We start from the raw sequence: 21,842 nt of genomic DNA on the forward strand, positions 1-21,842 counted from the left end.
CAGAACTCAATTTGCACCGCAAAGGTATCGAATGATCCAGGCAACGATTACGGCAGTTGAAACAATCCTGGTCGACCTACCGACCATCCGGGCGCACCAGCTTGCCATGGCGACCATGCAGCAGCAGACGCTGGTCATCGTGCGGCTGCAGTGCAGCGACGGCATTGAAGGTATCGGCGAGGCCACTACTATCGGTGGTCTGTCCTACGGCGACGAAAGCCCAGAAGGCATCAAACTCACCATCGACACCTACCTGACGCCCGCGCTGCTCGGCCAGGACGCCGCCAACGTGCATGCGGCCATGGCGCGCCTGAACAAGGTGGCGCGCGGCAACCGCTTCGCCAAGTGCGCCCTTGAAACCGCATTGCTGGATGCGCAGGGCAAGCGCCTCGGCGTGCCGCTGGCCACGCTGCTGGGCGGCGCCGTGCGCGACACGCTGCCGGCGCTGTGGACGCTGGCCAGCGGCGATACCGGGCGCGATATCGCAGAGGCCGAGCAACTGCTGGAAGCGCGCCGCCACAACACCTTCAAGCTCAAGATCGGCCGCCGTGCCGTGCGCGACGACGTGGCCCACGTGGCCGCGATCAAGCGCGCGCTGGGCGATCGTGCCCGCGTGACCGTGGACGTGAACCAGGCCTGGAACGAAGCCGAGGCCGCCACCGGCATCGCCATGCTGGAAGCCGCCGGCATCGACCTGATCGAACAACCCACGCCGCGCGAACAGCGTGCCGCGCTGGCCCGGCTTGCCGCGCGCTTTGTCGTGCCGATCATGGCCGACGAGGCAGTGTGCGGGCCGGAAGACGCGATGGAGCTGGCACGCATCGGCGGCGCCGACGTGTTTGCCCTGAAGATCGCTAAGTCCGGCGGCATCTTCGGCATGCTGCGCACCGCCGCGGTCGGCGACGCGGCCGGCATCGCGCTCTATGGCGGCACCATGCTGGAAGGCAGCGTCGGCACCATCGCCGCCGCCCACGGCTTCTGCACGCTGCCGCAGCTCGCATGGGGCACGGAACTGTTCGGGCCGCTGTTGCTCAAGGACGATGTCGTCACGGCGCGGCCGGAGTACCGGGATTTTGCGCTGCACCTGCCGCAGGGGCCGGGCCTTGGGCTCGCGCTGGACGAGGACAAGCTGGTGCACTATCGCCGCAAGCAAGGCTGAATATCGACCCCAAACACGATCGGAGAAACCCTCATGCTTTATCTGGTACGGATGGACGTCAACCTGCCGCACGACATGCCCGCGGCGCAGGCCGATGAGATCAAGGCGCGCGAGAAGGCCTACGCGCAGGACTTGCAGCGCCAGGGCAAGTGGCAGCAGCTCTATCGCGTGGTGGGCGAATACGCCAACTACAGCATCTTCGAGGTCGAATCCAACGACGAACTGCACACGCTGCTGGCCGGCCTGCCACTGTTCCCGTACATGAAGCTCGCGGTCACGCCGCTGGCGAAGCATCCGTCGTCGATACGCTGAACGCGCTGCTCGACATTAAAAGAAAGGACCGGAGACAAATGCTCCCTGCTGCAACGGCTGTTCCTGCGGCCATCGACGACACCTGGCCCGCGAGACCGCCAAGTGGGGCGAGCTGATCCGCGGGCGTGGCATCCACGCCGATTGATCGACGCCAAGCCCCCCGGTTCCCCCATCCTCACCATTGTTAGTAAGGTACTTACCGCTTCATGAGCACGGCAATCCGCGGCGACCTTCGCCTCCACTACCAACTTGAAGGCCCGGCCGACGCGCCGGTGCTGGTCATGTCCAATTCTCTCGGCACCACGCACGCAATGTGGGACCCGCAGATGCCGATGCTACTCCGGCACTTTCGCGTGCTGCGCTATGACACGCGTGGGCATGGAGAATCGTCGGTGAGCGGTCCACCGTTCGGCATGGAAGAACTTGCCGCCGATGTGCTGGCGGTGATGGACAGCGCCGGCGTGCAACGCGCACACTTCTGTGGCTTGTCGATGGGAGGTATGACCGGCATGTGGCTGGCGCGGCATCATCCCGATCGCTTCGGTCGATTTGTGCTGGCGAATACGGCGGCGCTGATCGGCCCAGCGTCCGTCTGGAACAGCCGCATAGACACCGTACAGCGTGACGGCATGGTCGCCATTGCCGACGGTGTCCTGGCGCGCTGGTTCACCTCCCCGTACCTGGCGCAAAATCCAGCGCTTATTGACCCAGTACGCGAGATGTTGCTGCAGACCAATGCCGTCGGCTACACCGAAAACTGCGCTGCCGTGCGGGATGCGGATCTCCGCGGACTATTGCAGGACATTCGGGCAGAGGTTCTGCTGATTGCTGGCACGCAGGATGCAGCGACCACGCCGGAGCAGGGACTTGCCGTGGTGAATGCGATTCCGAGCGCGGCTTACATCGCGCTCAATGCGGCGCATCTTTCCAACTGGGAAATACCCGAGCCGTTTGCAAATGCGGTGATTTCGTTCCTGCTGCGCAGTTGAGGCCATTCTGCGCTAGTAAGCCCACGCCGGATGGTCCCGGTTCCACGACGAACACCTGCCGCATTTCACCTACGTGCATTTGTTAAGGCAGTTGTGCAACTGTCGGCGGAGACGAATTTCATCGGGGATAAAGGCCAATGATGAGATGGACATGGGTGGTCCGGGCCGGTCCCTAACGGGACCCTCTGGGGGCCGTGCCGGGATAGCTCCTCATCGAAGACGAATCCAAGAAGAATGGCGTCCTAAAAGTCAGAATCCGTCACGATCCGTGACCGGCTTAACGCTCCTATCATTGTCGATAGCGCAACCACGGCGCGTCCCCTTGCGATGTCGGAGCTACCGCCCTACAGGAGCCCGAGCCCGAGCAGGGCGGCAGGGCTCCATCACGGCGTCCGGATATCACAGTTGCTATGGAGGGCGACAGTCGTTTGCTTTGCCGGCTTGTGGTGGACTTGCTCTTACCGAATTCGGCGCACCTCTTCGAGCATGGAATGCCCATGACTTGTCAGGCGAGGATAGGCATTGCCGCTATCATGACCATGTTCCATCGTAACCAGCTTGTGAACCAACAAGGTATCCAATTGCTCAGGTTCGAGGTCGTCGATCTCCTGCTTGTCGCCAAGCAGCAGTAGCGCGCCGATTTCATGCGGGCCTAGCATATGTCGGCCTCCGTTGTCGCGGTTTTGGAAAAACGAACTACGACTGCTGCCGCCAGCTCGATTCCCCAGTGGCGGGGAGGGCAATGGCAGTGGGTGCGTCGGTGCGAGGAGCGCTGGGAGCGTACACCGAGCGGTCACAATAGACCCCTTTGTCGTCGTCATCAAGCCAATTGTGTGTGGCAACGCAGCAGAAGTGCCTTAGTGCGCGGTGCCCGGCCGGTACATGATGCACCAGGCTCCGCGCATCGATGCCGACCGCCGGTATCGCGCACTTCCAGCACACTGCGGTCGCCATCGCGCCAGCGAGACCGAGATGCTGCCGCCAAGGCCGGTGTACTTGAGCGCATTGCCGACCAGGGTCCACACCATCTGCTCGATGCGCGTGAGGTCGGCTTCGATCACCAGGGCATAGTCCGCGAGGTTGCGTTCCAGCGTGATGTGCTTGCGCGGGGCGTGCGCGGCAGACGAGCTTAACCACCATAGACCAGCCCACCCGCGCGAGAGAGATCGAAAACTGGCCGGTGCGCAGGCGCGGCATGTCGAACTGGTCGTTAATGATATGAATCACGGTGCGACGGATAGTGCGCGGCTGCGCGCTGGCCGCCGCCGCATCGTTGGCCACTGCACAAGCTCTACGGTTGCTGCCATCGTCCAAATTGCCCCATCCATTGAGATACCTGCCACACAGCTCGGAACATGCCCTCGGCTTTACATTTCGCGCAGTAGTTCTTCGCGGAGTGCCTTCGCCTTTTCTTCGCTGAAAAAGGAGGGAATTTCCACGCCCCAGCCCTCCGAGCGGCGCTTGTTTAGGTGGCCATAGGACGCGGCAGCCTCGGCTAAAATATTATCATCGTAAATAGAGTACGGTCGCCAATGGCCTGAAACCATGGCCGCGGCATGCAGCCCGTCCATATCTGCATCATCAAATGGAAATGCAAAAAGCAGAGCCCGTGTCGGGCTGCACAGGATTACGGCGATTTGCCCCGTCTTCATGGAATCATCGATTACTTTGGAAATGAAATGGTCAGGAATATGAATAATCGAGCGAGCGTTATCTGTAGGCGCCTCACCTCCGGTGAGAGCTACCACGGTCATACACTCGGTTAGGTCAAGACTTTCTATGTTGCAGACATATGGGAAATGCCACGTTGCTGCATACAGGTCGAAATCTTCCTCACTCCTTACAACGACGCAAGCAACGGCCCTCGCCCTGCAGTAAGCCTTGATTGGCCGAAGCTTCTCTGGCGTTGTAATGGCGTAGCCGACAACCGGATTATCGTATTTCTGGAAGAAAAAGTTTGCTTCGTCTTGAAATTCTTGCATACAGCCATGTGGAAGCATTACTTTCACGCTTGGCTGTAACCTGCTCGTGGGGTCGGCGCCCGAGGTATTAGGGTCGTTAGTCTTGGTTTCGTTCATGAATTCTCCTTGAGACTGATTTTATATGTTGAATATTTAAGCTGCTTCGCAACAACCAAATTCGCAGGGTCATCATTCGAGAAATCTTTGAGTATCTCGTGCCATAACGATGACTTTATACGTGCTCATTGTTCAGGGCAACGGGATTTCCAGGTCTCAAAGCCATTCAAATGGGGCCAAATGCAAATAGTAGTTTCCTGTGACGACTGAGGAAGGGCGGGCGTGGCCCAGGCAAGATTAACCGAGTGGAGTACGCCTGGGTCATGCCTCCTTGTCTCCACATGGCTCGAAAACAAACAAGCCCTCGGTTGTCCGCTGCAGCCCGGATTTGGGGTTTAGATTGCGTTTGACCGAAACCTCGTGGACGACTGAACCATGGTAAAGTGCCCGGGATTCGGGCGTTAGATGATTGGAAACAATCACCGGGATTCCTTTCTGCGCCGTCGCTCGAGCAAGGTCTGCTAGTTCGCGTCGTCGCTCGGCGCTGAATCCGCCCGGCACGTAGTCACGGAACGATGGTTTGCTTTCAGTATCGAGGTAGGGAGGGTCGCAATAGACGATGTCCCCAGGCCGCAGGTCGCGGAACGCCTCAGTAAAATCGGCGTGTCGGAACGTGGCAGAGACCGACCTGTCAGCAAAGGCGAGAATCTCTTGCTCTGGAAATCCGGGTAGCCGATTGTGCCCAAATGGCGTGTTGAACTTGCCCTTGCCGGAATATCTGGCGACCCCTCGGTAGCCAAACTTGTTCAAATATAAGAAGTAGGCGGCGCGACTCAGTGGGTCGGATTCATCGTTGAAACCATCGCGGATTGCGTAGTAGATTTCTTCGCAATTGGCGGATGCTGAAAACAGTGGTTTGGACTTTCCGATGAAAGTTTCTGCATCATTTTGTATTGACTGATACAGTTCAACTAGGTGCGGATTGGCATCCACGAGTAGATATTCGTCGAAAACGGCCCTGAGGAAGACGGAGCCGCCGCCGACGAATGGCTCGACGAGACGAGTGCGTGGGCCGAATGCGCGTAGCAACGGCTCGATACGGTCCATTAAGGTAGATTTGCCGCCAATCCATTTTAAGAAGGGGGCGGGGCTTGAAAGTTTGGTTGATGGATTTTTTTTCATCCATCATGTAGAAATTTTTTTTATTCCTCCGGAGAAATATTTTTTTGAATCATAAAAAGGTAGGGAAAAGCGCCGCTGAGGCCGTGGCCACTGCCGGGATTTCAAGAAGGCCAAGCTGAGTTGGCGCTTCCGAAAGGCAAAAGAGCACCCGCCGGCTGGGCCAGATGGGGTATCTAGCAGTATGCGGATAGGCTATAGAAATCTGATCCTTCGCGTTTAAAACGCGAGCCTATACCCAGTTATGAACAAACCGGGAACGCACTTCTATCCATCGGCGAAGCGGCAGCGGCGCTTGGCGTCGCTGTCGCCACGTTACGGCGCTGGCATCGCCAAGGCCGTCTGCTGCCTGCTCTTCGCACTTTAGGCAGCCATCGGCGCTACGCATCAGACGCAGTCCGAGTCGCATCGGGCGCGCAGAGCCCCGCAGCCGGCAAGACCACCTGCTACGCCAGGGTCTCCTCTCATGACCAGCGCGAGCAACTACTGACGCAAGCCGCCCGCCCGGAGCGGCATTGTCATGAAGCTGGATTTGCCCACGTCGAGGTCGTGACTTACCTGGGCAGAGGCCTGAACTATCGGAAGAATGGCCTGCAGCGCATTCTGTTTGACACCCTGCGCCGGCGCGTCAGCCGCCTCGTCATCGTGACGAAGGACCGGCTGCTGCGCTTTGGCAGTGAGTTGCTGTTCCAGATTTGCCGGTTCTTCGGCGTTGAGGTCGTAGTGCTCGATGCGACTGCAGGGATATCCCGCGAGCCGTGCGGCAGTGGCGGCTACAGGAAGTCGCCAGGGACCGGCTCGGCATGGTGCCGGCAGGCCTGCACAAGCTCATACGGCAAGCCCAGGCCAATACCGTCGCTCTCGCTCGCCTGGAGTCGAAGCTCCGTGCGGTCGAAGCCCGTCTCGCGGCGAACGTGCCCGGCATCTGCTTTGGCACCGCCAAGCTCTTCCGGCAGCAGTTCCACCGGGAGTTGACGTCGCATGGTGACCGAAGGCCTGGCGGGAAGCGTGGCGCCATGCCCGCTCGCACCAAGTCTTCTTCCTGGGTTCCAAGCGCCTGCTCTACGCCAAATACCGACAACAGCTCGCGGCCAAGCGCCACCGTAGCGGCGTCGAACTGATTCTGACCCATCCAGCCTACACGTCGACCATTGGGGCGGTGAAGTACGCCGCGCGACGGGGCTGGAGCGTGCATGCTGCCGCCGCGGACAGAAGTTGTCTGAACGCTTGCCACGCGCCGGCACGGATGTCCGTGTCCCTTGCGAGGGCACCATGAAGTCCTGCGGTTACCTGTACGGAAAGACCGCAGATCGCGACAAGGTGGCTGGGGCGAGGTTCATGCAGCGTACAGGAGCCTGGTGCGCGAGCAGTGGCTCGCAGCCCGTCGCGGGTCTGCGCGGCCAGGTGTCAGCACCGTTGGCCGAAGCCCTCCGGCAATGAACACCGTCCACCTTGCGCCATTCTGAATGTTCAGATTTGCACATCTTTAAAGTGACGGTGAACCCGCGGAGGCCCGGCTATGCGGGTATGTAGCTGTTTGCAGACAGGCTGCACAAACCTGATCATGCGCGTTTAAAAAGCATGCCTATACCCGGTTATGAACAAACCGGGAATGCACCTTCTATCCATCGGCGAAGCGGCAGCCGCGCTTGGCGTGGCTGTCGCGACTTTGCGGCGCTGGCATCGCCAGGGCCGTCTGCTGCCTGCTCTCCGCACATCAGGCGGTCATCGGCGCTGCGCCTCTGAGACGATCCGCCACGAGGTAGGATTTTCCCACGTCGAAGTTGTGACGGACCTGGGCAGCGGCCTGAATTATCGGAAGAAGACTCCAGGGATATCCCGCAAGCAACTCACCGAGATTCTCACCGTCTTCTCGTCGCGCCTCTACGGCTCGCGCAGCCGGAAGAACCTGAAGGCGTTGGCGGGGTGATGCAGGCAACCACACAGACCCGCCTGCGCCTGAGCGAAGAGTCGGAGAGTATCCTCCAGCGCTACGGCGACCTCTACGGCACGCTCAAGCGCAAGCTGTACGCCTGCGTCGCCGCCGGCGGCGGCAAGGCGATGGCGTACAAGACCGAATTCTGTCGCACCCACGCCATCCCCGCGCGCCTGTTCAACGCCCTGGCTTGCGACCTGCAGGGGCTGATGGATGGAACGCGGGAGCTGCTCAAGGAGCGACGCAAGGACCTGAACAAGGCGCTGGACCGCCAGAAGAAGCAATTGACCACGCGTCGGGAGCGGTTACAGGAAGTCGCCAGGGACCGGCTCCGCCTGGCGCCGGCACGTTTGCACAAGCTCAAGCGGCAAGCCTATGCCAATACCGTGGCGCTAGCGCGCCTGGAGTCGAAGCTCAAGGCGGTGGAAACGCGCCTTGCGGCGAACGTGCCCGGCATCTGCTTTGGCACCGGCAAGCTGTTCCGGCAGCAGTTCCACCTGGAGTTGACTTCGCATGCTGACCGGGAGACCTGGCAGGAAGCGTGGCACCATGCCCGCTCGCATCAGGTGTTCTTCCTGGGCTCCATGGGCGAGACGGCGGGCAACCAGCTTTGCCAGCTGCTCCCGGCAGAAAACGGTCAGTTCCGCCTCAAGATCCGTCTGCCCGATTGTTTGCTTGCCGCTGGCGAGGCCAAATGCCTGCTCATTGACAACGTGGACTTCGCTTACGACCGGCCCGCCATTGAGCGCGCACTCGCCGAAAACGTTGCCTTTAGCTGGCGGCTGCACCGGGACGAGCGCGGCTGGCGGGCGTTTGTCGCGTTCAGCCACCCGCCGGCGGAGCGCTCCACGCTGGTCGCCCAGCACGGCGCCATCGGCGTCGACTTCAACGTCGACCACCTTGCGGTGACCGAGACCGACCTGTACGGCAACATGCTCCGAACCTTGCGGCTGCCGCTACTGCGCGAGGACGCCACCTCAGGGCAGCGCGAGGCCGCGCTATGTGAAGCCTTGAGTCAGGCCGTCCGTCTGGCCCGGGACGCCAGAAAGCCGCTGGTGGCCGAAGCCCTGGACTTCAGCGCGAAGAAGAAGGCACTGGGCCAGGCCAGTCCCAAAGGTGCCCGCATGCTCTCGGGCCTGCTTTACGCCAACTACCGACAACAGCTCGCAGCCAAGTGCCACCGGGCCGGTGTCGAATTAATTCTGATCAATCCAGCCTACACGTCGACCATCGCGGCGGTGAAGTATGCCGCGCGACGGGGCTGGAGCGTGCATGCTGCGGCAGCGGGCGTGATTGCCCGCCGCGGGCAGAAGTTGTCTGAACGCTTGCCGCGCGCCGGCACGGATGTCCGTGTTCCGGTGCGGGGGCGCCATGAAGTCCTGCGGTTACCTGTAAGGAAAGACCGTAGATCGCGACAAGGCGCCTGGGGCGAGGTTCATACAGCGTACAGGAGTCTGGTGCGCGAGCAGTGGCTCGCAGCCGGTCGCGCGTCCGCGCGGCCAGGCGTCAGCACCGTTGGTCGAAGCCCTCCGGCTTCACCCTCCAGCAAGGACCACCGTTCGCCTTGCGCCATTCTGAATGTTCAGATTTGCACATCTTTAAAGTAACGGTGGAGTGTCGGCGCCAGCCACATTCTTGGACGGTTGCAGTACAGAGTTTGGTTCGGATCGTCCCTAAGCTTCTCATTGAGTAAGAAGCCGCATTCCATCGGCGAAAGCTCGCCTCGCCACATCACCACCACAGAGGAATCCACGATGAACGATCAGTCTTCCAAGTCCAGCCCGCCGGAACAAGCCATCACTCGACGTCGCTTCCTTCAGCAATCGACCGCCCTCGCCGCGGGTGCCGTGCTTGCCGTGCCAGGCACCACATCGGCCGCTGAGGATGTCATCCGCATCGGCTACATTAGCCCCAGAACCGGGTCGTTCTCGGCTTTCGCCGAAAGCGACAACTTCATCGTGGAGCAAGCGAGAAAGGCGCTAGCGGGCGGCCTGACCATCGGGGGCAAGAAGTACGCGGTGGAGTTTCTGGTGCGCGACGACCAGAGCAGCCCCGACCGTGCTTCGAACCTCGCAGCCGAGTTGATCAACAAGGACAACGTGGACTTGATGCTCGCGCAGGGCGCGCTGGGCGTGGTTCCGGTCTCGCAGCAATGCGAGAGCAACGGTGTCCCGTGTATCACCACGATGTCGCCGTGGCAAGCGTGGATGTTCCCTATGAAGAGCGACCCGGCAAAGGGTTTCAAGAACTGCGTCCACTTCTTCTGGGGCCTCGAGGACATCAGCGATGTGTTTCTCGACATCTGGAAAGACCTACCGGTCCGCAAGGTGGTAGGGACAGTTTTCGAGAACACGCTGCCGGGCAACGCCATGGGCGATCTGAAGGCTGGCATGCCGGCGATGTTCGCCAAGGGCGGCTACAAGATCGTGGACGTGGGTAAATTCGCACTGGGAACGGATGATTTCTCGATCTACATCCAAGCCTTCAAGAAAGAGGGGGTCGAAATCGTCACCGGCGTGTTTCCGCCACCCGAGTGGGCGACCTTCATGAAGCAGGCAGCGCAGATGGGCTTCAAGCCAAAGGTTGCCACCGTGGCAAAGGCATTCCTGTTCCCGAGTGGCGTAGCGGCTCTGGGTGCGCGCGCTGACGGCATGTCCACTGAGGTCTGGTGGTCTCCTGCTTATCCGTTCCGCTCTAGCCTGACCGGCCAGACCGCCGGTCAATTGGCCGAGGCCTACCAGGCCGCGACGAAGAGGGAATGGACCCAACCTCTGGGCGTAGTGCACGCACTGTTCGAGGCAGGCGTTGCGGCGCTGAAGGCCAGCGGCCACCCGAAGAACCCTGCAAAGGTGGCTGACACGTTGCGTACCTTGAAGCATGAGACCGTTATTGGTCGCCTAGACTTCGGCGGCAGCGGCATCAAGAATGTCTCGAAGATGCGTATCGTCGGTGGGCAATGGCGCCTCAACGCACAGGGAAAGCCTGAGCTCTTTATCACGCACAACCGAACGGCGCCGGAGATTCCGGTGCAGCGCAAGTTCGAGCTGCTGACGGTCGCCTGAGCGGGGCTGGCGGCTGTGCCTCTCAGCCGCCAGCCTTACTGCGCGCCTCAATCAAACGCACTAGATGCAACAACGTTTTGGTGTGCGGAACGGCAATGCTGCTCCGCTCGCCTTTTTCCACGACCGCCCCATTGATGGCCCCGACCTCGGTGGGGCGGCCGGCCAGAACGTCCTGCAGCATCGAGGGTTTGTGGCCCACGTGGTGAGTGATGGCATGGGAAACGGACCCGCGGCAATGGTCGGCATCAGCCTCTACGCCTTCAGCTCGCGCGACGGCAACGACTTCGTCGATAACCGCCGAGGCGAGTGCCATGCCTTCCGGGGTCGCGCCAAGCTGGTCGACCGTGCATCCAGTAACCGCACAGATCCCGTTGAGGGCTGCGTTGAAGGCGACTTTTTCCCAGATGGCCTTCCATACCGCAGGATCCATGGTGCAGTGCAGCCCCGCCTTGGACAGAGTGTCCGACACTTGTGCGATGTCGGAACCTTCGAGGCGGGTAGCCCCCATGACGCGGATGACCCCTTGGCCATGCGAACGCACGTGGCCAGGGCCGGCCACATCCGCCGGCCAAGTGGTCATACCGACGAGGATCCTCTCCACCGGCACAAATCTGGAAATAGTCTCCACATTGCCGAGGCCGTTTTGGAGCGTTAGCACAAGCGTCTGCGGCCCGATCAGGCTGGCAATGCCATCGAGCGCAGATGCGGTATGCAGGCTCTTGGTAAACACAACCAGAAGGTCGGGCTGTGCAGCTGCCTGCTCAGGGCGACAGGCCGTGAGCGCGGAGACCCGGCGATCACCCGCATCGGTTTCCAGTCGCAGTCCATGCTCGCGAATGGCATGGATATGGACATCGTTGATGTCGAGAAGGGTCACGACTTGTCCGCTTTCTGCGAGCAGACCGCCAAACAGGGAGCCCATCGCTCCCGCGCCAAGGATCGCTATATTCATCATGCCTTGCACATTGCCATGTTCATGACCAGCACATTGCCTTGCCCATCGCCGGTCCGCAACAGCTTCCCAGAAGAAAGCCCCCTTCAGACAAATCTCCGAGCGGATCCAGCACAGTCCTTTCGACCGCAAGAGAGCACAGTTGCCACCATGCCTACAGTGCATTTCAACGAGGAGAAAAGACAAGTGAGCTCTACCCATTCCATGGCCGGCAAGGTCGCATTCATCACCGGGGGCGGCACCGGCATTGGCTCGGCCGTAGCCGAACAGTTTGTTGCTGCAGGTGGCAGCGTGGTGCTGATGGGTCGGCGCCTTGATCGTGTCCAGGCAGTGGCCGACCGGCTCGGCGGGATGGCTGTCGCGGGCGACGCCGCAAGCACTCACGATGTGCAGCGAGCAATCGCGGCGGCGCGCGAGAAGTTCGGTCGCATCGACGTGCTCGTCGCCAATGCGGGGGGGCATGGCGTTGGCGATGCGCTCTCCACCGACGACGCCGCGTGGGCTGAGGCCACGCGCCTGAACCTGAATACCGCCTTCGTCTGCGCACGCGAACTGCTGCCCGAATTGATCGAGCGGCGCGGAAACATCGTGGTGGTCTCCTCGATCGCAGGCTACTTCGCGGCGCCGCGCGTCGTCGGCTACGTGACGATGAAGCATGCCCTAATCGGCCTCGTGCGTTCGCTGGCGCGCGACTATGGCAAGCAGGGCGTGCGCGTGAACGCAGTCTGCCCAGGGTGGGTGCGCACCGAAATGGCCGACGAGCAGATGCAGATGCTCGCCGAAAAGTACAACCTGGCCGACAATGCAGCGGCCTACGACCTCGTCACGCGCGACGTGCCGATCGGCCGTGCTGCCAACCCTGAGGACGTGGCGAACGCCGTCTTGTTCCTCGCCTCGCCGCTCGCTGCGATGATCTCCGGCAGTTCATTGATGGTCGATGGTGGCGCTGCCGCCGTGGACCTGCCCACCATTATCTTCGAGCACGACTGAAGAAAGCGAGGCTGTATCCATGACTCGAGAATTCTCGGGCGGTTGTTTTTGCCGTGCGGTGCGCTTCACGGTGACGGCGCCGTCAACGCCATTTGTCGTCTGTCATTGTCGGGATTGTCAATATGCCTCCGGGGGCGCGCCGGCGCACGTGCTGGTCGTTCCACGCGAGGGTCTGGAAATAGTGGCTGGTGAAGAGTCGCTCCGTTCTTTCAAGAGCATCTCGGATTCCGGGAACGACGTGACGCGCCAGTTCTGCTCAATCTGTGGCACGCCCATGTTCGAGGCGCTGCAATTGGAGCCAGACATTCGCCTTGTCAAGGCGGGCACGCTCGATGATGCAAGTGGACTCCAGGTGGATGCCACGGCATGGACGGTCTCGGCTCAGCCGTGGGCTCATGTCGACCGATCGACGGAACTGTTCGAGCGGAACCCGGTGCCTCCGCTTGCCAGCAAAAATTCCTGAGAGGCGGCCCTTCTCTTACCTATCCCTGGAGATTTACGATGGAATCAGCGATCCCTGCTCACATGCGCTGCCCGCGGACCCGCGATGCCCGGGCCTCGCCGGACTATACGCCGCCTAACCCGGCCTACGTGGCGCGTATGGGTACCGGCGTGAAACAGGTCGTCATGGCCTACATCGGCGTCCAGTACAGTACCGAAGGGGGCCGAAGGGCAGCTCGAGAGGGTATTGGCCGGCTGCGTCAGGCGGCACACGGCGCAGACGCACCCGGCCACTACGACACCTCCTTCATGGTCGACCAGGCTGGCTACGAGACGCTGGTATGGGTCGGCTACTGGAGGGATCCTCAGGCCTTTGCCCGCTGGATCGCCGAGCCGGAGATTGACGCTTGGTGGAAGAGTGACGAGCGCCTGCAGGAAGAGTGCGGATGGTTCCGCGAGGTCGCCAGTCCGGGCGTCGAGCGCTTTGAAACCCTATTCTCCACCCCAAACGGGTTGGAGGGCGTGGCACGGCTGGCCGAAGCAACTAGCGGTGAGGTGATCGAGCACGGGTACTGGGGCAGCATGCGCGACCGCTTCGCCATCGGACAGACGGACGCCTTGCGCGGCGCGCCGGCTTTGCCGCAGGCACAGCCGCAGTCGGGACGCCGCGTGCACGTCACCGGCGTGGAAAATCTGGCGCTCATCCGCTCCGGCCAGGACTGGTCACGCACGCGCGGCAGTGAACGGGACCTGTACCTGCAGCAGGTGGAACCGACGTTTCGCGAGGGCATGGACTTCCTGCGCGACCAAGGCGGCGAAGTGGGCTGCTTGTCCAACCGCTATCTTACGTTGGTGGACGAATCCTTCAATCCCCTGGAGCAAAGCTACGGCCTCAGCTGGTGGCGCAGCCTGGAGCTCATGGAGCGTTGGTCCGAGAGCCACCCGACCCACGTGGCGATCTTCGCCACTTTCATGCGCATGGTGAACAAGATGAACTTCTCCCTCGAACTGCAGCTGTACCACGAGGTGACGGTACTGCGCGCCGAGGATCAGCGTTTCGAATACATCAACTGCCACCCTGACACCGGCCTGCTGCGGTTCGCGACGGCGGCCGGTTAACGGCTGCTGGGAGGCCTTCGCTTCCCCCAGCAGCGGAATTAGGTCGCGCGCAATTACATTGTGGCGCGATCTGACATTAATGACCCAATAGAACCGTCGCGCAAGCCCCGTCTCTTCAGGGCGGGGTAAGCGGCGCAGGGGTGTGTTGTAGGAAGGCTAAAACCGAGTCTTAGACTCGGTATGTTAGGCACCTCTCATACTTCGACCGTCACTCGTGTCCTGCGTTTGCGCATCAAGGACAAACACGCCGCCTGGCTTCGTACTCAGGCGCGGGAGGTGAACTTCGTGTGGAATTTCGTCAATGAACTCTCGACGCGCGTGTTCGAGCGTGAGCGGCGCTTTATCGGGGCCTACGAGTTGCAGAAGTACACAGACGGCGCGACTAAGGCGGGTCTGGCCCTGCATAGTCACACGGTGCAGGAGATCGGGCAGGAGTATTGCCGCCGGCGAAAGCAATTCAAGAAGGTCAAGCTGCGTTGGCGCGCCAGCGGCGGCGCGCGCCGCAGCCTGGGCTGGGTTCCGTTCAAAACCGGGGCCCTGAAGTACGGGCACGGCCAGGTGCGCTTTAATGGCCGGTGGTTGTCCCTCTGGGATAGTTACGGCTTGGCGGGATACGACTTGCGGGCCGGCAACTTCAGTGAGGACGCACGCGGGCGCTGGTATCTGAACGTGACCGTCAAGGTGCCAGTCGCGGCGCGCTCGGAAGGTGGGGCGTCGGTCGGCATCGACTTGGGACTGAAGGACTTCGCGGCAACAAGCGACGGACAAGTGATCGAAGCCAAACGGTTCTACCGTCGGTATGAAGCGGCGCTCGGCAACGCTCAGCGGGCGCGCAAGAAGAAGCGGGTCGCGGCACTTCATGCCAAAGTCAGAAACTGCAGAAATGACTTTCTGCACAAGCAATCCTCGGCACTCGTACGGCAGTACGGTGCCATCTTCATCGGCAATGTGAACGCCTCCGCGCTCGCCCAGACCAACATGGCCAAATCTGTGTTGGATGCGGGCTGGAGTGAGTTCCGCACCATGCTCCAGTACAAGTGCGATAGCGCGGGCGTGTGGTTCGAGGAAGTCGATGAACGCTATTCCACTCAGACCTGTTCGTGCTGCACGTCGCGGACCGGTCCGTTAGGTCTCGCAGGATTAAGCCTGCGAGACTGGACCTGTTCGGTGTGCCAAACAAGACACGACCGAGACGTCAATGCTGCAAGAAACCTTCTGCAAGAGGGGCACGTCCGCCCCCGGCCTCTGACGAGGCCTTATTCACGGCGGCTTGACCGGCCGCTGCGGAAAAAGCTTCTTCCATTCTCGATAGGCCCATGCGCAGGATGTCGCGTAGCGTAATGCGTAAATCAAACAGGAGGCCGGTGCTACCGGGCCAATCATTTTTACCTGAGCTCGTCTGCCGTCTGGACGCATGCTGGCTGCGCCCTCCCGGCGGGTCGAAAAATGGCGAATGAGCGGATTCCCCGGTGCCGCACGCTAATGAATGGGGCGAACAGGTACGGACTGCAGTGGCTTAGGAACCCGGGATCAGTTGCCGCCGACAGGGTTGGTGATCGTGGCGGTGCCGCTGAAGATCCAGAACGGCTCGGGCAGCCGCCGCGCGTGTTCGCACTAGTGGCCGGCTGAACACCAGACAACATCCGCAAGAGAGAGGAGGAAAGCAATGAAGTCTCAACGCAAGATGCTGGCCGCCGTGGCGGTCGCAGGCAGCCTTGGCGCCGGCGCGGCCAGCGCCCAGAGCAATATGCAACTGTATGGCGCGGTGGATGCCTTTGTAGGCTCGGTGCGCACCAGCGGCAATGCTCATAGCACGGCCGCAGTAGAGAGCTCCGGTCTGACCACCTCCTATTGGGGTATCGGCGGCCAGGAAGCATTGGGCAACGGCTTGAACGCCGAATTCACGCTCGAGAGCTTTTTCCGCACCGATACCGGGAAGGCCGGCCGCTTTGACGGCGACGTCATGTTCAGGCGCAATGCCTACGTGGGGCTGAACGGCAGCTTCGGTGCCGTCAAGCTCGGCCGCAATACCACGCCTTTGTTCGTGTCGATGTCGCTGTTCAACCCGCTGGCGGATTCGGCCGTGTTCTCCCCCATGTTCCTGCACACCTACAGCACGCCGCCCGGCTCGCCGGTGAGCAGTTCGGTGGCCAGCGACACCGCGTGGGACAATTCGGTGCTGTACCAGAGCCCCGGCTTCGGCGGTTTGCGCTTCAACGCCATCTATTCGACCGGCGAGGTGGCAGGCCATCAGGGCAAGCAGAACTTTGGTGGCAATGCGACCTACTTCAACGGGAACTTCGGCGCCACGCTGGCCGTGCAGCGTGTGGGTGTGAACGCGCCCGAGTTAGCAGCTTTCGGTGCGAACTACCAGATGGCTTACCTGGCAGGCGTTTCCTATGACTTCAAGGTGGTGAAACTGTTCGGGCAATATGCGCAGTCCGACAACAGCTTCAGCTCCCTAAGCCGCCAGCGCGACAAGACCGTGCAGGTGGGCGCCAGCGCGCCGCTGGGTCCAGGCTTGCTGATGGTTGAGTTAGTACGCACCTGGCAGGGCGGCAATGAGGCGGTCATCTCAAAGCGCCGCGATACCACCACCATGGCCTATGACTACCCGTTCTCCAAGCGCACCGACGTCTACGCCGCCTGGCGCTATGACAAGGTGAGCGACTTGAACCCCGGCAATACCTTTGGCGTGGGCCTGCGCCACAAATTCTGAGCGCGCCGGGAGAGCGGCAAGGAGCGCAGACGGCGACAAGGTGCCTTGGGGCGAGGTTCATGCAGCGTCCAGGAGTCTGGTGCGCGAGCAAGGACTCGCAGCCGGTCGTGCGTCTGCGCGGCTAGGCGCCCGCACTGTTGGCCGAAGCCCTCGGGCTTTGCCCTCCAGGCGTCCGCCCTACATCCCGCTAGCACCCACAATCCTGCCCAAGCACCTGCTGGCGCCACTCCCGCGGCGTTGCCCCATACTGCTCCTTGAAGCTTCGGCTGAAATGAGCTGCGTCGTTGAAGCCCCAGGAAAAAGCGATGTCGCTCACGCCGCGTCGCGCCTGCCGCGGGTCTGACAGCTCCCTGCGGCACGCTTCCAGTCGCTGGTGCCAGATCATGCGCGACAGAGGAACAGGTTCGCCCCGGAACAGCCTGCTGAGGTGATCGGGCGACAGCCGCATTGCGGTGGCGATGCTGGCGATGGATAAGTTCGGATCGCGCAGCTGCTCCATCACGTAGGTTTTGACGCGCGTCACATGATAGGAACTCAGGCTCGAAGCACGGCGCGTGTTGGCGCCCGGCAGGCTGCGCAGGCCGGCCGCGATGATGCTTGTGATGCCTTCGGAGACGCCTATTGCCGATGATGGGTGCAAGCGGTCGAGGTCGCGCTGCAGCGTGTCCACCATCGACAGAAGCAGGTTGCCGGCCGCGCACGTGCCGGGCACCGTCATTGCGGTGAGCTCCTCCAGATTTGCTACATGCGACGCCAGCGCTGCGCGCGGCAGCCGCACCACGACGAGATCGTGGAAGTCGTCTTCGAAGTGCAGTGTGTAGGGGCGTGTCGTGTCATAGATGACGAAGTCCCCCGGTACCAGCATGGCTTCGCGGCCGTCCTGGCACACGACAGAGCGGCCGGCACGTTGAATCTGCACCAGGCAGCGGTCCTGTTCGTTGTGGCGAATCATGCTGTCCGTACGCCAGACGCGGGGCACATTGGACCTCAGGTGCGTGAAGTCGAGCGGCCCCAGCTGGCTAAACTCGATTTCGCCGAAAACATCGACGTCCGTAGGGCGCTCGCATTCCAGTTGCGCGTATATCGCGCAGATCATGTCGACCCAGTACGAGAAGCGCTCGACCGCTGGAACCCCACCGGTGCTCAGGCGTTTGCGGTGCGGTGACAACTCGGTGGGGCGCAACGTGCCAAGTGGCTGATAGACGGGTGCGGACATCGGTATCTCCAGGGCTGCGGTCGCGACGCAAATTCCGGGCCCGACAGGTCGATCAAGCATAGTCGGAAGGCGCAAAAATGCCCTAGGGTCAATCCCCAACGTCGCATGTCGGCGCTAAACAAGGCGGTTGTCGGAACCAGTCCAAAGTACGCCGCTGATCAAGTGATAGGTCGGCAGCAGCCAAGCTCGACCAGGAACCGCGACATACGCTTACCTCTACCTAGTACGCACTGAAGAGGAGCGCTCATGCACCGTCCCCGATCACGACAAACCGCACCCTCGGCCTGCCGCCGGTTCGCGGAGGCAGGCGTGGCCGCGCTGAAGTCCAGCTGCACCGCGCTCCAGACCGTGGTGCAGTGCAAGTTCGAACTGCTCAAGGCTTGAGACGGGAGTCACGTGTGCTACTAGAGCTTCGGCAGGTCCGCAAGTCATACGGTAAGACGCCGATCATCCGAGGTCTCGACCTCGCGGTGGACGAGGGTGAATTCGTCGGCGTCATCGGACCCAATGGTGCCGGCAAGACGACGGCGTTCGGGCTCATTGCGGGTCACTTGGCGTGCGACACCGGCAGTGTGTGGCTGGCCGGCAGCGAAGTCACCGCCCTGGGCGCCGACGCGCGCTGCCGCGCTGGCATCGGTCGTACCTTCCAGATCCCGCAGCCGTTCGGCGGCCTCACAGTGTATGAGAACGTGCTGGTGGCCGCTACATTCGGCGCCGGGTTGCATGGCGGGCATGCGGATGCAGCCGCCTGTGTCGCATTGGGGCGCTGTGGACTCTCGGATGTGGGCAACCGGTCGGCGGCGTCACTCTCGCTCCTACAACGCAAACGCCTCGAACTGGCACGCGCGCTCGCCACCGGGCCGCGCCTGCTGCTGCTGGACGAAGTGGGTGGAGGACTCACCGACGCGGAGGTTCACCAACTGGTGGACCTAGTGCGGGAGATTCATGCGCAGGGTGTCACGGTCTTGTGGATCGAGCACCAGGTGCACGCGCTCGTTTCGGCTGCGCGCCGACTGGTCGTCCTGGCCGAAGGAGCCGTGCTTGCTGATGGCACGCCTCGAGATGTGATCAACAGCCGCATTGTGCGTGAGACCTACTTGGGCGCCGAGCTCGAGATGGAAGCGGAGGTGTCCCATGCTTCACATTGAGGCGCTGGATGCACACTATGGCCTGTTCCAGGCATTGTTCGGTGTTTCATTCGACGTGGCACCGGGCGAAACGGTCGCTCTCATCGGTGCTAACGGCGCCGGCAAGACAACGTTGCTGCGGTCTCTGGCGGGTGCGCAGGCCGTGCGCCCGACCAGCGTGCGCCTCGAAGGCGAGCCAATCGGCGGGGATCCCGAGCGGCGCCAGCTCGCCCGCGGCATCGCACTGGTGCCCGAAGGCCGGCGCCTATTCCCCAGCCTTACTGTGGAGGAAAACCTGCAACTGGCGGCACGCAACGGACGAAGCGGCCCGTGGACGATGGCGCGCGTGCTGCAGTGCTTGCCCGTGCTGGGGGAGTTGTTGGGGCGCCCCGCTACCGCGCTGTCGGGCGGCCAGCAACAGCTCGTAGCGATTGCGCGGGCGCTGGTGTGCAACCCTTCTTACCTGCTGTGCGACGAGGTATCGCTGGGCCTGTCGCCGCTAGCCGTGGAGGAGGTCTACCGATTGCTAGCCATGGCGCGCCGCGACGGCATGGCCATCCTGCTGGTCGAGCAGAACGTGCAGCGCGCGCTGGTGGGCTCCGACCGTTTCATCTGCCTGCAGAAGGGGCGCGTGGTTTTCGAAGGTATCTCCGCCAATGCGGACCGGCATGCCGTAGCGCAAGCCTATTTCGGAGTCTGAACGAATGGCCTCTCTGATCGAGATCGTTCTCAACGGGCTCATGCTCGGTTCCTTGTACGCGTTGTTCGCACTGGGGTTGAGCCTGAGCCTGGGCGTGATGCGCATGATCAACCTGGCCCATGGCGACCTGATCGTCCTGGGCGCTTATCTTGCGGGCGCGACGATGGCGGCGACTGGCTGGTCCGCTCTCGCCGTCCTTGCGATTGTCCTGCCAGCTATGTTCGCAATCGGCTGGTTGCTGCAAGCGGGATTGCTCAACCGGGTGGTGGGTGCGCAGGAGTTGTCACCCCTGCTAGTGACCTTCGGCCTGTCCGTGGTGATTCAGAACCTGCTGCTGGAGCTCTTCACTGCCGACACGCGCAGCCTGCCTTCGGGCCAGCTGGGTCTGCTCGGCATACAGCTTGGCGACCTATCAATCGGCGTGCTGCCGATGCTGATCACCGCCGTGAGCGTGGGCCTGTATGCCCTGACGCATGCGGTGGTCGCGCGTACGCACTGGGGGCGCCAGGCGCGCGCCGTGGCGGATGACCCGGCAACGGCACGGCTCGTCGGCGTGCACGATAAACGTTTCTTTGCACTGATGGCCGGTTTCGTCATGGCCATCACCGGCCTGGCCGCGGTGCTCTATGGCATCCGTACGCCCTTTGCGCCCTCGGCCGGGCCGGAACGCCTGCTCTTTGCTTTCGAGGCTGTCGTCCTCGGCGGCCTAGGCAGCCTGTGGGGTAGCTTCGCCGGTGGGTTGGTCATCGGACTGGCTCAGGTGCTGGGGGCTCAGATCCACCCCGGCCTCGGCGCCTTCTTCGGCCACCTCGTTTTCCTCCTCGCATTGCTCGTGCGCCCGCAAGGCCTGGTGCGCGTCCGCTCCGAATGAGTACAGTCATGCCGTCCAATAAAGTGCCCGCCGTAATGGCCCCGTCAGAAGCCCGGCCCGTACTCAGCTTTCCATACGGCTGGGCAGTCGCCGCACTGGTCGTCGCCGCGCTGGCTGCCATTCCCTGGTTCGCCGGCTTCGCCACTCAGCGCCTGCTGGTGGAAGTGTTCACCGTGTTCGCCATTGCCATGGCTTGGAACCTACTTGCGGGGTTCGGCGGCATGGTGGTGGTAGGACAGCATGCGTTCGTTGGCGTCGGAGCCTACGCACTCTTCTACATTGCCAACACCTTCGGCCTGAGCCCCTGGTGGACATTGCCTCTCGCCACTGCGGCAGCGGTGTTGTTTGCCCTGGCGACGGCATGGCCTATGTTCCGGCTGGCCGGTGCCCATTTCGCCGTGGGCACCTGGGTGCTGGCGGAACTGATGCGCATCATCGCGCTCAACAGCGAAGTCTTCGGAGCCGGCGGCGGCATGCCCTTGATGGGCCTGCGCGAGCTCTCACGCGTCGAGCGCAATGCCGGCGTGTACTGGGCTGCGCTAGCCATCGGCGCGTTGACGCTGGTTGCCGCCCGCCTGCTGCTGCGCAGTCGCCTGGGCCTGGCGTTGGCGAGCGTGCGCGACGGCGAAGCAGCGGCGCGGGCGTGCGGCGTCTCGGTCGCGCGCGCCAAGCTCGCGCTGTGGACTGCCGCCGCCGCGATCACCGGGGCTGCGGGTGCGGTCGCCTACATGAACACCCTGCAGGTTAGCCCGGACGCGAGCTTCGGCATGTCCTGGACCGCCACGGCGATCTTCATCGCGGTACTGGGCGGCATCGGTCGCATCGAAGGTCCGATTGTCGGCGCGCTCATCTATTTCACGCTGCGTGAGTTCGCAGCCGGCTTCGGAGCTTGGTACTTCATCGCCATGGGCCTGTTGGCGATCACCGTTATGGTGGCCGCCCCAGGCGGCACCTGGAGTCTCGTGTTGCGCCGCTGGCCCCGCCTGGATCCCTTCCGGATCCGCCGTTCGATGCCGTGAGACTGCACTCCGACTACCGCGTATTCCATCCCA

At 62.2% G+C, this 21,842-nt stretch carries 23 protein-coding genes and 1 pseudogene; 17 read left to right on the plus strand and 7 right to left on the minus strand.

Annotated elements, in window-relative coordinates:
* Positions 1–34: 34 nt before the first annotated feature.
* From AC07UK_RS18415 to pcaD, 3 genes are all read left to right on the plus strand, one after another.
* Positions 35–1,159 (plus strand): muconate/chloromuconate family cycloisomerase, encoded by a 1,125-nt coding sequence (locus AC07UK_RS18415; protein WP_494686196.1) that lies wholly within the window; start codon positions 35–37, stop codon positions 1,157–1,159.
* A gap of 33 nt (positions 1,160–1,192) precedes the next feature.
* Positions 1,193–1,471, plus strand: coding sequence for a muconolactone Delta-isomerase (gene catC / locus AC07UK_RS18420; protein WP_494686076.1), 279 nt, complete (start codon positions 1,193–1,195; stop codon positions 1,469–1,471).
* A gap of 206 nt (positions 1,472–1,677) precedes the next feature.
* On the plus strand, positions 1,678–2,460 hold the full coding sequence (gene pcaD, locus AC07UK_RS18425; RefSeq protein WP_494686077.1) for a 3-oxoadipate enol-lactonase: 783 nt from the start codon (positions 1,678–1,680) through the stop codon (positions 2,458–2,460).
* Positions 2,461–2,918: 458 nt separating this feature from the next.
* Here pcaD and AC07UK_RS18430 read toward each other — a convergent pair whose 3' ends face one another.
* The 4 genes from AC07UK_RS18430 to AC07UK_RS18445 all read right to left on the minus strand — a co-directional run bounded on the left by AC07UK_RS18430 (position 2,919) and on the right by AC07UK_RS18445 (position 5,660).
* Positions 2,919–3,119, minus strand: coding sequence for a hypothetical protein (locus AC07UK_RS18430; RefSeq protein ID WP_494686078.1), 201 nt, complete (start codon positions 3,117–3,119; stop codon positions 2,919–2,921).
* 198 nt (positions 3,120–3,317) lie between these two features.
* Positions 3,318–3,521 (minus strand): hypothetical protein, encoded by a 204-nt coding sequence (locus AC07UK_RS18435; RefSeq protein ID WP_494686079.1) that lies wholly within the window; start codon positions 3,519–3,521, stop codon positions 3,318–3,320.
* A gap of 306 nt (positions 3,522–3,827) precedes the next feature.
* The gene (locus AC07UK_RS18440) at positions 3,828–4,538 is read right to left on the minus strand and encodes a hypothetical protein (RefSeq protein ID WP_494686080.1); all 711 of its coding nucleotides are present in this window, start codon (positions 4,536–4,538) and stop codon (positions 3,828–3,830) included.
* 261 nt (positions 4,539–4,799) lie between these two features.
* Complete coding sequence (locus AC07UK_RS18445; protein WP_494686081.1) at positions 4,800–5,660, minus strand: DNA adenine methylase; 861 nt, start codon at positions 5,658–5,660, stop codon at positions 4,800–4,802.
* 270 nt (positions 5,661–5,930) lie between these two features.
* On the opposite strand from AC07UK_RS18445, the pseudogene AC07UK_RS18450 reads away from it, so the two are divergent.
* A pseudogene (locus AC07UK_RS18450) lies at positions 5,931–6,380 on the plus strand (IS607 family transposase); the annotation flags it as partial.
* Between the two features lie 50 nt (positions 6,381–6,430).
* Here AC07UK_RS18450 and AC07UK_RS18455 read toward each other — a convergent pair.
* Entirely contained in the window at positions 6,431–6,640 is a 210-nt protein-coding gene (locus AC07UK_RS18455) for a hypothetical protein (RefSeq protein WP_494686082.1), read from the minus strand.
* A gap of 614 nt (positions 6,641–7,254) precedes the next feature.
* On the opposite strand from AC07UK_RS18455, the gene AC07UK_RS18460 reads away from it, so the two are divergent.
* The 3 genes from AC07UK_RS18460 (at position 7,255) to AC07UK_RS18470 (ending at position 10,655) form a co-directional block, all read left to right on the plus strand.
* Positions 7,255–7,587, plus strand: a complete 333-nt coding sequence (locus AC07UK_RS18460) for a MerR family DNA-binding transcriptional regulator (RefSeq protein ID WP_494686083.1) — start codon at positions 7,255–7,257, stop codon at positions 7,585–7,587.
* Positions 7,587–9,200 carry a transposase gene (locus AC07UK_RS18465; RefSeq protein ID WP_494686084.1) on the plus strand — a complete coding sequence of 538 codons (1,614 nt, stop codon included), beginning with the start codon at positions 7,587–7,589 and terminating at the stop codon, positions 9,198–9,200. The genes AC07UK_RS18460 and AC07UK_RS18465 overlap by 1 nt, the downstream gene beginning before the upstream one ends.
* A gap of 147 nt (positions 9,201–9,347) precedes the next feature.
* Positions 9,348–10,655, plus strand: coding sequence for an ABC transporter substrate-binding protein (locus AC07UK_RS18470; protein WP_494686085.1), 1,308 nt, complete (start codon positions 9,348–9,350; stop codon positions 10,653–10,655).
* Between the two features lie 22 nt (positions 10,656–10,677).
* On the opposite strand, the gene AC07UK_RS18475 is transcribed toward AC07UK_RS18470, so the two are convergent.
* A complete protein-coding gene (locus AC07UK_RS18475) occupies positions 10,678–11,607 on the minus strand; it encodes a ketopantoate reductase family protein (RefSeq protein WP_494686197.1) in 930 nt (309 codons plus the stop codon).
* A 204-nt stretch (positions 11,608–11,811) separates the two neighbouring features.
* Between AC07UK_RS18475 and AC07UK_RS18480 the strand changes: the two genes are divergently transcribed.
* From AC07UK_RS18480 to AC07UK_RS18500, 5 genes are all read left to right on the plus strand, one after another.
* Positions 11,812–12,597, plus strand: coding sequence for an SDR family NAD(P)-dependent oxidoreductase (locus AC07UK_RS18480; RefSeq protein ID WP_494686198.1), 786 nt, complete (start codon positions 11,812–11,814; stop codon positions 12,595–12,597).
* 19 nt (positions 12,598–12,616) lie between these two features.
* Positions 12,617–13,060: a GFA family protein gene (locus AC07UK_RS18485; protein ID WP_494686086.1), complete on the plus strand. Its 444-nt coding sequence runs from the start codon at positions 12,617–12,619 to the stop codon at positions 13,058–13,060.
* A 38-nt stretch (positions 13,061–13,098) separates the two neighbouring features.
* Positions 13,099–14,157, plus strand: coding sequence for a phenylacetaldoxime dehydratase family protein (locus AC07UK_RS18490; protein WP_494686087.1), 1,059 nt, complete (start codon positions 13,099–13,101; stop codon positions 14,155–14,157).
* A 180-nt stretch (positions 14,158–14,337) separates the two neighbouring features.
* Positions 14,338–15,498, plus strand: a complete 1,161-nt coding sequence (locus tag AC07UK_RS18495) for an RNA-guided endonuclease InsQ/TnpB family protein (protein ID WP_494686088.1) — start codon at positions 14,338–14,340, stop codon at positions 15,496–15,498.
* A 325-nt stretch (positions 15,499–15,823) separates the two neighbouring features.
* Positions 15,824–16,876: a porin gene (locus AC07UK_RS18500; protein ID WP_494686089.1), complete on the plus strand. Its 1,053-nt coding sequence runs from the start codon at positions 15,824–15,826 to the stop codon at positions 16,874–16,876.
* A 187-nt stretch (positions 16,877–17,063) separates the two neighbouring features.
* On the opposite strand, the gene AC07UK_RS18505 is transcribed toward AC07UK_RS18500, so the two are convergent.
* A complete protein-coding gene (locus tag AC07UK_RS18505) occupies positions 17,064–18,092 on the minus strand; it encodes an AraC-like ligand-binding domain-containing protein (protein ID WP_494686090.1) in 1,029 nt (342 codons plus the stop codon).
* 246 nt (positions 18,093–18,338) lie between these two features.
* Between AC07UK_RS18505 and AC07UK_RS18510 the strand changes: the two genes are divergently transcribed.
* From AC07UK_RS18510 to AC07UK_RS18530, 5 genes are read left to right on the plus strand one after another with little or no spacing between them, the layout of a single operon-like run.
* Entirely contained in the window at positions 18,339–18,476 is a 138-nt protein-coding gene (locus AC07UK_RS18510) for a hypothetical protein (RefSeq protein WP_494686091.1), read from the plus strand.
* 14 nt (positions 18,477–18,490) lie between these two features.
* A complete protein-coding gene (locus AC07UK_RS18515) occupies positions 18,491–19,240 on the plus strand; it encodes an ABC transporter ATP-binding protein (protein WP_494686092.1) in 750 nt (249 codons plus the stop codon).
* Positions 19,227–19,919 carry an ABC transporter ATP-binding protein gene (locus tag AC07UK_RS18520; protein WP_494686093.1) on the plus strand — a complete coding sequence of 231 codons (693 nt, stop codon included), beginning with the start codon at positions 19,227–19,229 and terminating at the stop codon, positions 19,917–19,919. The genes AC07UK_RS18515 and AC07UK_RS18520 overlap by 14 nt, the downstream gene beginning before the upstream one ends.
* Positions 19,920–19,923: 4 nt before the next feature.
* Positions 19,924–20,790: a branched-chain amino acid ABC transporter permease gene (locus tag AC07UK_RS18525; protein WP_494686094.1), complete on the plus strand. Its 867-nt coding sequence runs from the start codon at positions 19,924–19,926 to the stop codon at positions 20,788–20,790.
* 8 nt (positions 20,791–20,798) lie between these two features.
* Positions 20,799–21,809 carry a branched-chain amino acid ABC transporter permease gene (locus tag AC07UK_RS18530; protein ID WP_494686095.1) on the plus strand — a complete coding sequence of 337 codons (1,011 nt, stop codon included), beginning with the start codon at positions 20,799–20,801 and terminating at the stop codon, positions 21,807–21,809.
* Positions 21,810–21,842: the final 33 nt, after the last annotated feature.

This window comes from Cupriavidus sp. GW821-FHT07C08 (genome assembly GCF_059419025.1).